This window comes from Noviherbaspirillum sp. (genome assembly GCF_035944575.1).
Lineage (GTDB): Bacteria > Pseudomonadota > Gammaproteobacteria > Burkholderiales > Burkholderiaceae_D > Noviherbaspirillum.
The window spans coordinates 1-12,987 of sequence record NZ_DASZBA010000173.1; the positions used below are offsets into that span (position 1 = coordinate 1).

The window sequence follows — 12,987 nt, forward strand, 5'->3', positions numbered from 1 at the left end:
AGCCCGATCTTGCGCAATCGCTCGTACTCGGCGTCCACGTCATCCACTTCGAAGTTGAGGATCAGCCCGCCATTGAATTTGCCACGGAATGCTTCCGGTACGGTCGGGTGATTTGGATCAAGAAGAGCCAGCTCGAACGCCGGCTGCTGGTCAGCGCTCAGGCTCACGTACCACTCAGAGTCGAATGTGACCTCAAAGGGGAAGTAACCTGTCCAGAACGCTTTCGATTTCGCCACGTCTTCGGTCATGATGACCGGGTAGAGACTATTGATTTTCATCGGGAGACTCCTCGTCAAAAGTAAAGGGAGTCTGCATTGTGTTCGGCGACACGGTCACTGTCTTGTAAAAATGCGGCATGTTCACGCAGCCGCGATGGGGGCTGGCCGAAGAAGCGACCGAACTCATGCGTGAGGTGACTTTGGTCTGTGTAACCCAGGATGGCAGCGATCTGGGCGATGGGAAGCTTCGAGTTGACAAGCAGTGCAGAAGCACGCCGAAACCGGATGATCTCTACGAACAGCTTCGGCGAAAGACCAACTACATCAAGAAATACGCGTTCAAACTGCCGGCGGCTTTTGCAGTACATCGTTGCCAACTCGGAAACGCGTAGTGGGTCTTGCGTTGCTTCGACGTAACGAATGATTTCATCGATTCGGGAGTGGCCGGGAGATTTTTGCTTTAGATGCTGCAATAGGAGCGCGTCCAGGTGTGTGAACAACGAGTCAGTAGAAATCGATTCGACTACCAATGACATATCCGGCAGAAGTACTCCGTCAACAGAGTGAACAGCATCCGTAAGTTCGGAAGCTTTGGCGTCCAAAAAGTGTCGGCTTTGGCCCGGTCTGAAACGCACCCCCAAGTAATGGCTGCCAACATCGAGTTGGAGTTCCGATCTTTTCGTGGTCGTGCCAAAGGCATCCAACCGGTAACTGGCTGCACCAACCACAACGACGACATCCACAGCGCCATCTGGCGAGACCGAGTACGTTTCGTCGCTGTTGCCCAGACTCAACCAGTAATGACTTATGTATGGCCGTAAAGGAGCGGCAGGTAGGGCAACATGAACTGGCTGACTGGATAGGCTCATGGCTTGAAAAGCGCTCTAACGAGGCAATGCAAAAAGTTCCAAGATTGCGGGTCCGCTTATTTGCATGATCTTTGAAATCAAGGTGTTACGGGATGGCTATTTTCAGAAAAGTGGTTTTTGCGTAGCCCCGACGCTGGAAATGACCGGATCAAAACATTACATTCTGCAAGACGGCTTGCACTGGTTTTAGGCCGTGTCGATCGTCAGGTCGGGTCTCCTGCTGAGCTCGATGATAAGCGACAAGCGCATTGGCATGGCCGTGGCCAATCTGGGTGCCGAATGCCTGAGTTAAGCCGAACCGCGAAGCGGTATCGGCCTGGACAAGCTGTCAGGTCGCGGTGCCACGCAAGATGCCGACGATCGCGCCGATGGCCAGAGCAAGAATCGGCAACATGGATAGCGCAAAGCCAATGGCGCGGCTAGCTGGTGCTGCCGAGTAACTACGCCAGTAAAGGACTCGGCCGACAAGATAGATTGCCCCGACGCCCGCTACATAAGACTGCGGCCAGTACTTCGCAGCGATAAACAGAGAGGGCAGAAATATAACCATGAGCTCCACGGTGTTCATCTGCACGCGGTAGGCGCGCTCGAACATTTCATGGCCCGAGACCGCCGGCGCTTCGACTCCATACAGGCCGCGTGCACGACCCACCAGAATGGCAAAGAACACCAACTGCAAAACAGCCAGCACAGCGACGAGATCCACGTAATTCATTGCTTCCCCTTTCGGCATTGCGATATCAGCGGCTTAACGTTTGGTTAAGGGGCGGGCTTTAGCCCGTCCTAGAGAGCGAAGCGAACGATTTGAACCATTTATTAAGCTTTTTTGTTCCAGACATATGCTGCATCCGACAACTCACCGTCGGTGGCGCCAAGATAAACTGTATGTCCCTTAAAGTAACTCCCGTTATCCTCGAGCCTAACTGTGAATGTCCCTCTATCAGTTGAGAATTTATCGGTTGATTCATACATTGCGGTTAGTATCAAATTTTTGAAAGTTCCGCTAAAGGAATAAGAGCTGTTTTGGTCTTGGCCTTCAATACACTTTAACGTTCCAGCCACCCGATTGCCCCATTGCTTGATAACAATTTCTTCTTTATGGGTTGATTCGGCCCCTACTAGTTCAGCGATCCATAGGCCTTCAATACGGACTCCCCGATACAAAAGATCTTCAATAAATGGACTTAAAATTTTTAACCAAACGGCTCTGAATAGCCATATTAAGATGCCGGTAACAAGGCCGGCAATTACGCCTTGAGCAAGATCATTAAGCGTCATTGATGCAATTTCCTTGAAATCTCAACTTCAATTAGGGTGAAAAAATTTCTGTCTAACCTTGCGACTTGTCCGTCTGACATGGCGCAAGCATCCGACCAGAGGCCTTGCCACACTTGACTTCCGGCGGTTTCTTGTCGATCCATACAGTACTAAATAACCGGGAAAAGCAGCAGCTGTGGGATGTTGCCATGCAGAAGTTTGCAAAGCAATATCAAATGCATGACACTGGTGAACTGCATCGGTTAGCCGAACTGAGTCTTTCCACGATCTCAAGTTATTTCCAGTCTTATAAGTGCTCACAGATCAGACGGGATTTTCCAATTCATCCACGCTGTAAACGAATAACGCGCGCCGTGGCGCGCGTTATTCGATGCAGTGTTCCGGAGTTTTAAGCAGCCTTCTGCTCCACGCCGATCATCCCTTCCAGCAGTTCAAACACCTCATCCTTCGATAGCACATAGCGTTCAAGCAGTGTGCCTTTCAACATGCTGATCAGGTCCTTGTAGCCCTTGATGGCTTCCAGCGTGCGGGTGTAGAGCTCGTCGGCCTTGCCTTCCACCTGCTTGAGCGCTTCGTCGCGCGAACCTTCGCCCTTGAGCTGGGTGTAGTCGAGCTTGGAGCGGGAATACATCGACAGGCGGTTGACCATCAGGTCGAGCTTGGCGGTGACTTTCTGGATGTCGTTCTGGCTGCCGACGGAGATGCCGCGTGCGCCGTAGAACAGTTCTTCCGCAGCGACGCCGCCGTAGAGCTGCATGATGTCCTGTTCCATTTCTTCCAGCGTCTGCAGCGACACGTCTTCACCGGAGGACAGCACATATCCCAGCGCGCCGATCTTGGAGACCGATTCGGTGCTGATCTTCAGCAGGTGCGATTTCTCCTTTACTTCCGCCAGTGTCAATCCCTGGCGCAGATAGGGATCGATCTGCATGAAGAAGTGGCCGAGTTCATGCAAGGCTACGCGCTCGCGCTGCTTGTCCTTTTCCGCCGTGGTGGCGCGGTCCGTCAGGCCGATGGATGCGCGTTCGAAGGCACGGAACAGCACATCGGTGGTGATCGGCTGGTTCTCCTGGATCGCGATCATGCTGGCGCGGTCGACCACGGTTTCCAGCAGTGCGGGGCTGAGGTTGGCGGTGATATCGGCGACGTAGTCGAGATTGACGTTTGCCCATGCCACGCAGCCGGAATCTTTCTTCGACAGGAACACCTGCAGCAGTTTGCGGCGCTCGGATTTGTTGGGCAGGCGGAAATTGATTTTCACCGCAAAGCGGCGCAGCATCGCTTCATCCATCTGGCTGGTGGCGTCGTCGAAGTTGGATGCGACCACCCAGATCACGCCGGAACCTTCCTCGCTCTTGACACCGTCCAGCAGGCTCAGCAACGTGTTGGCGGTGTCGTCGTCGTACTTGCGGTCGCTGCGGCCGCGCGGCATGAACAGGCTTTGTGCTTCGTCGAGGAAGATGATGCAGTTGCCTTGCGCGCATGCTTTCTTATAGATCGCCTGCAGCGCTTTCGAGCCGCCGCCGACGAAGCCGGATTCGAGTCCGGAACCGGACGCCTGGATCAGCGGTACATCGAGCTTCTTCGCAAGATAGCCGGCGAGCTTGGTCTTGCCGGTGCCGGCGGGACCGGTGAGCATGACGTTGAAGGGCTTGTCGATGTTGTGCGATTTGTAAAGGTCGCGGTTGCGGATCATTTCTTCCAGATGGGCGACTTCCTGCTTGATGTCTTCCATGCCGATCAGGTCGTCCATGCTGCCTTTGAGGTTGGCCGGCTTGATCAGTGATGCGCCGGAGTTCATGCCGGGCAAGCCTTTCTTGATGCCGATGATCATCAGCACCAGCAGGGCGATGCCGATCGCATTGCGTCCGAGGAAGGCGCCGACTTCCGGCAGCAGGCCATTGCGGTTGTCCGCATCCTGCAGCACCGCCTTATTGGCATCCAGATACTCGTCCTGCGCAATCGCGTAGGGAATCGCGTTCTTCAACAGCACTTCACGCTCGAGGTTGGCGTGCGAGGTGCTTGGCACTTTGACCACATGAATTTCAGCAGCGCCCTTGTACTTGAAGACGTATCGCGGGAACTGTGACAGCGGCTCGGCGAGAAGCAGGTATTCGAGGCGTTCCTTGTCGGCCGGCAGGCGGGTGATTTTGGAAATGTCCTGTGAGTGCACAACCGGGTTGGCTTGCTTGAGCGCCGCTGGTTTCCATCCAACCGCGGCGGCAATGGCGACTGCGGTGAGGATCATGAGCAGTGCGCGTACATGAATATTTTTAGAAAATTCAAACATTTTCGAGAAGTCGGGCATCCCTATCCTATTGAGTTCGTTCTTGCCGCAACAAGTTGAAATGTGCAGCACGCAAGATTGCTAACGGGCATGGATACGACAAGTGTTTGAAGGCGTGGTTCAGCCGAATGGGGATTGAATTTCTGGCGGACCGCGATAGAGGCTAAATCGTCAACTTCCTTGACGAAACGGGCGGAGATGGATGAAGTGATACAGGCTTGACGGTTTGACAGTTGCCGATTCAGCACTGCCGGTCGAGTCGCGTTGCCCGCGACGTGGAAAGATGCAAATCAGATCAGTCGATCCAGCATTTTTTGCGCCTGCTCGGACTGCTCCCGCGTACCGTCCTTGATGACTTCCTCCAGCAGCAGGCAAGCGCCTTCGTTGTCGCCGATATCCTGATAGGCGATGGCGAGATGCAGCTTGATGGACATGGGAGACATGTCGTCGCTCGTCGCCGGCGCGGCGGCAAGCTCGAGCGGCTTGCTCAATGCGGTTGCTTTGCCGGCAAGCGTCGAATCGACCGCGCGAGCCACCTTCCGGTTTTCATCCGCGACGGACACCGGCGCCTCGAGTTCGATGTCTGCTAGGGCGAGGCCACCGGTAGTCGCCGCGGTCGTCACCGGCCCGGCGCTTTTTCCTTTGCTTTCCGACGCTTGTGCAGGCGTCGTTTCGGTGGTGTCTTTTCTGGTGAGCGCGCGTTCGTAAGATGGCGTGATGAATTTCGGGCGGGTGCGGATCTGCGGTTTTGCGGATGAAGGTTCAGGCGCTGGTGCACGAGCGATCGTGTCGACAGGCTGCGTCGCGTCATCGTCGCTTTCCTGTTCAGGTGCAGGCTCGGGCTTCACCGACGGCGCGGCGAACAGGATCGCGTATGCGCTGTCGTGCATGATCTGTTCGCGCTGCTTGGGGCGGTTCGGATCGCTGGCCAGCGAGGTCAGGCGCAGGATATCGCGATAGACCGGCAGGTCGAATCCCTTGCGGGTGCCATCGCGGTCGTCTTCGATCAGGCCCTGGAGGTAGGGAAGCAGGTCGTCGGTGGGCCACAAATCGAGAATCTTCTGCACGACATGCGGATAATCCGGCAGCGTCTTCGGCGGCTCGGCATGCGCGTCCACGTCCCAGGGAGAAAGATTGACGTTGAACAGCTTGGCGATCCGTTGCAGGATCGCTTCGTATTTTCCGCGGTCGCCCATCGCGCGATATACATCCAGCAGGCAAAGCCAGGGCAGTGGCGAATCCGGCCGTTCCACCTCGCTGAACGGCTCCAGCAATTCCTTCACTTTCACCGGGTCCTGCAGCGCCATCCAGGCTTCCGCCAGTTCCATCACATCGGAAATCTCTTCCGCTTTCAGCGCCGCTTCCGGCGCAGGCTTGGCTTTTTCCGCACGATGCAGGAACACATAGGGTGTCATGCTGGTGGTGGAGTAGACCGGCTCGTCGGAAGACGCCGCCTTTTCCGCAGGTTTGCGGGCAGCCTGCGCTTGCTGTACCTGCGGCATTCCGGTTGCACCGCGCTCTCCGGCTTTCGCAGCCTGGGTTGGCGTTGCCGGTGCAGTTGCCGGGGGCAATGGCCGTCCCCGCACCGTTGCATCGGGATCGTCGATATCAAAGGCGCTCGGGTCGAATTGGGTGGTATTGAAATCCGCATCCAGTTCGGTGGTGTTGAATTCGGAAACGTCGAATTCCGTCGTGCCGGCCAGCGTGTCGGGGTCATCCGCATCGCCGAAGTCGTTGGCCACCTGTTTCCACGAGGACGACGCTTGCTTCATCCTGCGCATCTGCCAGATCAGCAGGGCCAGGGCGGCGGCGAATACGACCAGGGCGCCGACGAGCAACTGCAGCCAGAGCATCGACTCGGCGCGTGCCGATTCCATCGCCTCCTGTCCAAGCCGGTTCTGTTGCCGAAGAAGTTCCGTCTCGGAACGCAGGGCGCCGAGTTCTGCCTGCACTTTTTTCAGTTGTTCACGCGTGGTCTCGACGAGATCTTCGTTGCGCAGCAGCGCGCCGAGGCGTTCCTGTTCCGCATACAGACGGGCGCGTTTCTGCGGGTCGGTTTCCTCAAGGGCCATGCTGAGCGTGTCAGCGAACTTCAGCTTGAGCGTGAGGGTTTCGCCCGGATCAGGCAGGGCAATATCGGGTGCGGACATGCGCAATACGCTGCGCACCGGTTTCTTGTCTGCAGCCTGAGGGGCAGGTTTTTCCTTCACCCGCGTTTTTTCCGCATTGACCGCTGGCGCAAGCTGCTCCTCGGTGCGCAGGGCGGCGGCTGGCATCGCGGTGATATTCACCGGGTCTTTCTGCAAGCGCGGCTGTTTCGCCGCCTTCTGCGGCGGATTCACCTCATCCTGGGGGGCGGGTCGGACCCGGTCCGCGCGCCGGGGTGGTGCAGGCATGGCCGCAGGCACGTTGGCCTGGGCGGTTTGCGCTGCCGGCGGCAATACCGGCGACTCCATCGGCAGATCGAGAAGAATCTGGTATTCGCGCCGTATGGGCGTATCGCAACCCATGTCGACGAATACATTCAATGCCGGTTCGTTGACGGATTGCCTGGTGGATAATTTGATCGACGCCGACTGCGCCGAGCGGGTGAGGGCGATTTGCGGCGTCAGGACGAGCATGCCGTCCAGGGACCCGACTTTCGCCTTGATGCAATGCGAACCATGTTCCAGCGTATCGGTCCCCACCAGCGGGATCGTGGCCCGCAATGGCTGTCCGAGACTGGAATTGACCTGAATTGATCCGAGCCCCGCGGCATGTCCCGGCAAAGCGCACGCACCTAGCAACAACAAGGTAATTTGGCGGGTTGCGCGCGACGGCGGGAAGGGCATGGTTTATTGATCTTGGGAATTTGGTTTCCGATTGTAACAATCTGTCCTACATTTCCCATTGACAAAATTCCGTAGCGAGTGGTGCGCCTGCAACAAACATTTCTTTTATTGCATTATTTCCTTCACGTCTGAGGTTAGGTGCCGGAGAGCCTTCTCCGGCGTGCTGCACATCCTTTTAGAGAACCTTGAGCATCATGAATTGAGTTGCGGTCGTTCCGGTTGTGACGGCGAAGAGATCTCTTCCAATGTTCTGCCGACTTCGGCGGAGTGCTTGGTTGCAATGTCGCCAAGCGACACGATGCCAATCATCGCATGGGTGTTGTGATCCATTACCGGGATGCGGCGGATCTGCGCATCGCGCATCTGTTCCATTACTTCATCGACCTGCTGATCATCGAAGCACCAGCTGACTTCGCTCGTCATTACCTGCTGCACCGGCGTGTCATCCGGCGAGGCGCCCGATGCCACGGCACGAATGGTGATGTCGCGGTCAGTCACCATGCCGATCAGTTTGTCGCCGTCACATACGGGAATGGCGCCCACGTTTAATTCATCCATCATCTGCGCGGCGCGGCGCACGCTTTCCTGTGGCGAAATACTGGTGACATCGCGGGTCATGATTTCTGCGATCTGTTGCATTGCAATCTCCTTGGGTTATGGGCCGCTGTTCCGCCATTCGATTTCCGTACAATCGGTAAAAAGAACGCGCCGGAAGGCACGCTTTACACGAAATTCGGGCATCCGACGGATGCATGCGGACGGTTCGGAACAGACAGCAATAACGGTGCCCGATGAATGAGCCGGAAGCTGAATTACAAGTCGTGGCCGAGGGGCTTTTCGTTTAAAATACTGGATATATATACAGTCACCCGGAAACCGAAAAGCAAAGCGCCCGATCAATGGAATTGACTGACAAACTGGAAATATTGGCGGATGCCGCCAAGTACGATGCCTCCTGTGCCAGCAGCGGCGCTCCCAAGCGTTCGTCACAGGGAAAAGACGGTCTCGGCGCGACCACGGGCGTCGGCATCTGCCATAGCTACACGCCCGACGGACGCTGTATCTCCCTGTTGAAAATCCTGCTGACCAACCTCTGCATTTACGATTGCCAGTATTGCGTGAACCGGCGCAGCAGCAATGTGCCGCGCGCCCGTTTTTCGGTCGATGAGGTCGTCAAGCTCACCACCGATTTTTACCTGCGCAATTACATCGACGGCCTGTTCCTCAGTTCCGGCATCATCCAGTCCGCCGATTACACGATGGAGCAACTCGTGCTGATCGCCCGCCGCCTGCGGGAAGAGCACCGCTTCCGCGGCTACATTCACCTGAAGACGATTCCCGACGCCGACCCTCTGCTGATCGCCGAAGCCGGGCGTTATGCCGATCGCCTCAGCGTGAATATCGAGCTGCCTACCGAGGAAAGCATTGCCCGGCTCGCGCCGGAGAAGAAGGTGCATACCATCAAGATGGCGATGGGCTCCATCCGCCGCAAGCTCGACGAAAAGGAAGCTGAGCCGAAAGCACCGGTTTTTGCGCCTGCCGGGCAAAGCACGCAGATGATCGTCGGTGCCGACAAGACCGATGACAAGACCATCCTGTCCACCGCCGAGACGCTCTATCACTCGTACAAACTGAAGCGGGTGTATTACTCCGCATTCAGCCCCATTCCCGAAAGTCCCGACGGATTGCCGCAAAAGCCGCCGCCGATGATGCGCGAACATCGCCTTTATCAGGCTGATTTCCTGGTGCGCGGTTACGGCTTCCAGGCGAGCGAATTGTTGCCGGATGCCGGCAATCTCGCGCTCGATATCGATCCGAAGCTGGCATGGGCGCTGTCGCATCGCCAGCATTTTCCGCTCGACCTCAATGTCGCCGACGCCACCCTGATTGCCCGGGTTCCGGGTATCGGCTTGCGCAATTCCGAACGCCTGGTCAGCCTGAGGCGCATGCGGAAGATACGCTATGCGGATCTGGCACGGCTTCGATGCAGCATGGACAAGCTGAAGCCGTTTGTCGTGACTGCCGATTACCGGCCGCGCCAGGATGACGCCAGTTCCGACGTGCTGCGCCGTGCGATGACGGAGTCGCCTTCCCAGCTCAGCCTGTTCCCCGCACTGGAGGAAGCGGCATGAAGACGGCGCATCCGGCATCGTTCGACGAGTGGCGCAGCGCCGCACGCGGCATGCTCGCGCAGGGCATCGCACCGCACGATGTCCGGTGGGGCGGCCAGCCTGTCGACGATTTGTTCGGCGCGGCGGATGCCGATGGCGATCCGGCCGCAGCCGAAAAGCATACGTCAACAGAAGCAGGTGGCGCACCGGTACCGCGCCGCTTGCTGGCGATGCTGGAAACGGCCGCTTGCTACCGCGCAGCGGATCGCTGGGCGTTCCTGTACAAGGTGTTGTGGCGCTGGCATGCCGGCGACCATGTCGTTGTGTCGCCCGCTGACGAGGACGGCGCACGCCTGCACGCCATGGTGAAGACGGTGCAGCGGGAGATCCACAAGATGAACGCCTTTCTGCGTTTTCGTGAACGGCCGGCGGACCGCGGTGCGCCGCGCTTCGTCGGCTGGTTCGAGCCGCAGCACGATGTGCTGGAACCGGTGGCGCGCCATTTTGCCCGCCGCATGGGCAAGGCAAGCTGGCTGATCGCCACGCCGCAAGGCACGGCAATGTGGGACGGCAACACCCTGCGCAGTGGCCCGCCGGCGATGTCCGGGCCGCTCGACGCCGACATGGATGTCGCCGACGACGGCGAAGCGCTATGGCTTGCGTATTACCGAAGCACGTTCAATCCGGCGCGGCTCAATACCGGCGCGATGGAAATGCACATGCCGGTGCGTTACTGGAAAAACCTGCCGGAAGGTAAATTGATTCCGGGGCTGATCAGCCAGGCCAGCGCGGGCGCGCAGCGTGTCGCACAGGCGGCGGCGGTAGGCGGACGGGGCGGTAAAGCAGTGCGCATCGATGCCGTTCGCGCGCAGCCGGAGCGGCAACAGCCGACATCGCTGGACCAGTGCCGCCGCTGCGAATTGTGGCGCAACGCGACGCAGGCGATCGCCGGCAGCGGTCCCGCTGATGTACGCATCGTGCTGGTGGGTGAACAGCCGGGCGACCAGGAGGATATTGCCGGTGTTCCCTTTGTCGGTCCGGCAGGCAAATTGCTCGACAGTGCATTCACGCAGGCAGGACTCGATCGGCAGTCCACCTATCTCACCAACGCCGTCAAACATTTCAAATGGGAGCCGCGCGGCAAGCGGCGGCTGCACAAGACGCCGGCCCAGCTGGAAGTCGATGCCTGCAGCTACTGGCTTGATCATGAATTGGCCGAGGTCGGTCCGGCGGTCGTGGTGGCGCTCGGCAGTACAGCTCTGAAGGCGGTGCTCAAGGATCGCAAGGCAACGCTGACAGGCAGGATCGGTCAGCCGATCGCCCATGACGGCAAATGGATCGTACCGACCTGGCATCCATCGTATGTATTAAGAGTACCGGGCGAAGACGTGAAGACCGCCGCTTTTGCCGAGCTGGTGGAAGCCTTGCGGCTGGCGCGCAGGCTGGCGGACGAAGTCAAGGTTTGAAGCGAGCAGGAGGCGAGACGTGCAGTAACCCGCGCTATATCTTCGGCTGCAATTGTTTGACGAGTTCTTCCACCAGATACCGGCTTTCAGGAGGAAGCATCTGGATTTTCAGGGCTAGCTCCAGCGTTTCGGGTGCGGGCTTGGCGGCATGTTTGGCATCGCTGGCGGCTTTCCCCTGCAAAGTCACGCCATAGCGGCCACGCTGTTCGGCAACCTGCGGCGGGTTGGGCGGGGGACCGTAATGCAGCCAGTGCTCGCTGACATTGAGCCATGCAGCCAGGGTCGCCAGTTTGTCGGTGGTGGGAATCGCCCTTCCGGTTAGCCATTTGTGGGCGGTCTGGGCGGAGATTGCGTTGCCTTGGTATTTCAAGTTGAAGCGAAGGGCAAGCTCGGTCGCGCCCCGAACCGGTTCGGGGCTCCGGCGAAGTGCAAGCTCCAGGCGTTTGGAGAATGCCGCTTTTTCTTCGTTGGTAGGCATGCGCGCATTCTGCGTTACGTCGTGTTGCAGTAAGTCAACTTAAAAAGATAAAAATAGCTTACAAAAGATAAAAGCATCCTGATTTCGGATATCATTCGCTCCTGAGGCGTGAACGATCCGGTGCCTGAAGAAGATAAGTCTCAGGCATGACATTGTTCGATTTATGTGATCGATAAGGTATCCGCAGCACGCAACTAACGGGCCATGCCATCGCATTGATGGTGCAGGTTGAACGAAGAGATGGGTAGGCGCCCCGGCAGCTGACAGCAATGCGACAGGGCTGCCCGGCCAGCAGGCATCCTCTTTACAGGGAGACGGAATGGACAACAAGTCCCGGCGGGAAGACAGCGCGAATGCGCCGCATGAACGTGTTTTTGCCGTGACATGCATGTTGGTGTCGCTGATCCTGGTACCGCTTGGCTGCCTGTTCATCGCCAGCGCAATCCCAACGGCCGTCAGACGATTCCGTTTCGCCGCTGATCGCTATGAAAAGCTCTATTGGGCCCTGACTGCCGCAGGGCATCTCCTCATTACTTATGGCGTCGCCGTGCTGATTCTGCTGATGATTGATGGTGCCCGTGGCGAGCCATGGGATATCGTTCAATCGTGGCCGCTGCTGTCTCGCGGGCTGTACGGTTTCGATAACCGACTCATCCTGGTACTGCTTGATCTGCTGGCGGTGTTCGCCTGCGGCCTCGCACTGCTCTGCGTGTCGCGCGTTTACGGCTATACGGACGAAGACAATGCATGGTGGGCATCGGACTGGCTCATACAACGGCAGCGGGCGAAAGGCCCGGGCTTCGACGAGCCTCGTTTGGCGACGCGGCATAACACCGCTGTTGCGCGTCAGAGACGGGAGAACACCTGACGCACTACCGCGTCCTCTGTCCGGTATTCCGGTCTCGGCAAGAAATGCGTCTCCGCCAGATGCACCAGCACGACGTCTTTCATCTTCAGCAGTTTCCACCCCGCGCGTTCGCCGCTCTCGCTACCGCCTGCCAACTGGTAGCAACGAACCACTTCCTCGCCGTTTTTGTCCTTGCCGTAAATGTGCGGCTCCACGATGCGTGAATAGCCGTGATAGCGCAATTCAAGCACGCGTTTTTCCTTTACCGCCTGGTCGATAGTCGGGTTCATTGATCGATGATGAATGATATTGACAATAAGACCACGACCAGCTGCCGGCGTTCTGAAAACGCCTATGTGCGCGGATATGCATCGGTGATCTCCCACCTCCGAGCTTGAGGTGCATCAAGCATAAATTCTGCAATGCAGAACGTAATGCTGCACCGCGAGTTGATTGCATATTAAAACGATGTTAGATTCACGCACATAAATCACGCCGGCACCAACGTCGGCATAAAAGCAGGAGACAAACATGCCCACCCTTCAGCATCACGTATCTGCCTCGCTTCTCCCGCACACCCGTCATCGCACGACAAAATTTCT

At 57.6% G+C, this 12,987-nt stretch carries 12 protein-coding genes; 3 read left to right on the top strand and 9 right to left on the bottom strand.

What is annotated here, in order from left to right; genetic code table 11:
• The 7 genes from VGU61_RS12350 to VGU61_RS12380 all read right to left on the bottom strand — a co-directional run.
• A partial coding sequence (locus tag VGU61_RS12350; protein WP_326859430.1) for a VOC family protein occupies positions 1-278 on the bottom strand: 278 nt, incomplete at its 3' end.
• A gap of 14 nt (positions 279-292) precedes the next feature.
• Complete coding sequence (locus tag VGU61_RS12355; protein WP_326859431.1) at positions 293-1,087, bottom strand: AraC family transcriptional regulator; 795 nt, start codon at positions 1,085-1,087, stop codon at positions 293-295.
• Positions 1,088-1,415: 328 nt separating this feature from the next.
• The gene (locus VGU61_RS12360) at positions 1,416-1,802 is read right to left on the bottom strand and encodes an MAPEG family protein (protein ID WP_326859432.1); all 387 of its coding nucleotides are present in this window, start codon (positions 1,800-1,802) and stop codon (positions 1,416-1,418) included.
• Positions 1,803-1,903: 101 nt separating this feature from the next.
• A complete protein-coding gene (locus tag VGU61_RS12365; protein ID WP_326859433.1) occupies positions 1,904-2,365 on the bottom strand; it encodes a hypothetical protein in 462 nt (153 codons plus the stop codon).
• Between the two features lie 388 nt (positions 2,366-2,753).
• The gene (locus tag VGU61_RS12370) at positions 2,754-4,613 is read right to left on the bottom strand and encodes an AAA family ATPase (RefSeq protein ID WP_326859434.1); all 1,860 of its coding nucleotides are present in this window, start codon (positions 4,611-4,613) and stop codon (positions 2,754-2,756) included.
• A 329-nt stretch (positions 4,614-4,942) separates the two neighbouring features.
• Positions 4,943-7,360 (bottom strand): FimV/HubP family polar landmark protein, encoded by a 2,418-nt coding sequence (locus tag VGU61_RS12375; RefSeq protein ID WP_326859435.1) that lies wholly within the window; start codon positions 7,358-7,360, stop codon positions 4,943-4,945.
• 315 nt (positions 7,361-7,675) lie between these two features.
• Positions 7,676-8,122, bottom strand: coding sequence for a CBS domain-containing protein (locus VGU61_RS12380; protein WP_326859436.1), 447 nt, complete (start codon positions 8,120-8,122; stop codon positions 7,676-7,678).
• Positions 8,123-8,382: 260 nt separating this feature from the next.
• Between VGU61_RS12380 and VGU61_RS12385 the strand changes: the two genes are divergently transcribed.
• Positions 8,383-9,615, top strand: coding sequence for a putative DNA modification/repair radical SAM protein (locus tag VGU61_RS12385; protein ID WP_326859437.1), 1,233 nt, complete (start codon positions 8,383-8,385; stop codon positions 9,613-9,615).
• A complete protein-coding gene (locus VGU61_RS12390) occupies positions 9,612-11,060 on the top strand; it encodes a UdgX family uracil-DNA binding protein (protein WP_326859438.1) in 1,449 nt (482 codons plus the stop codon). Before VGU61_RS12385 ends, VGU61_RS12390 begins: the two co-directional genes overlap by 4 nt.
• Positions 11,061-11,094: 34 nt before the next feature.
• Here the strand turns inward: VGU61_RS12390 and VGU61_RS12395 are convergent, their stop codons facing one another.
• Positions 11,095-11,538, bottom strand: coding sequence for a transcriptional regulator (locus VGU61_RS12395; RefSeq protein WP_326859439.1), 444 nt, complete (start codon positions 11,536-11,538; stop codon positions 11,095-11,097).
• 319 nt (positions 11,539-11,857) lie between these two features.
• On the opposite strand from VGU61_RS12395, the gene VGU61_RS12400 reads away from it, so the two are divergent.
• Positions 11,858-12,406 (top strand): hypothetical protein, encoded by a 549-nt coding sequence (locus VGU61_RS12400; protein WP_326859440.1) that lies wholly within the window; start codon positions 11,858-11,860, stop codon positions 12,404-12,406.
• Here the strand turns inward: VGU61_RS12400 and VGU61_RS12405 are convergent.
• Entirely contained in the window at positions 12,385-12,675 is a 291-nt protein-coding gene (locus VGU61_RS12405) for a hypothetical protein (RefSeq protein WP_326859441.1), read from the bottom strand. The genes VGU61_RS12400 and VGU61_RS12405 overlap by 22 nt on opposite strands.
• Positions 12,676-12,987: the final 312 nt, after the last annotated feature.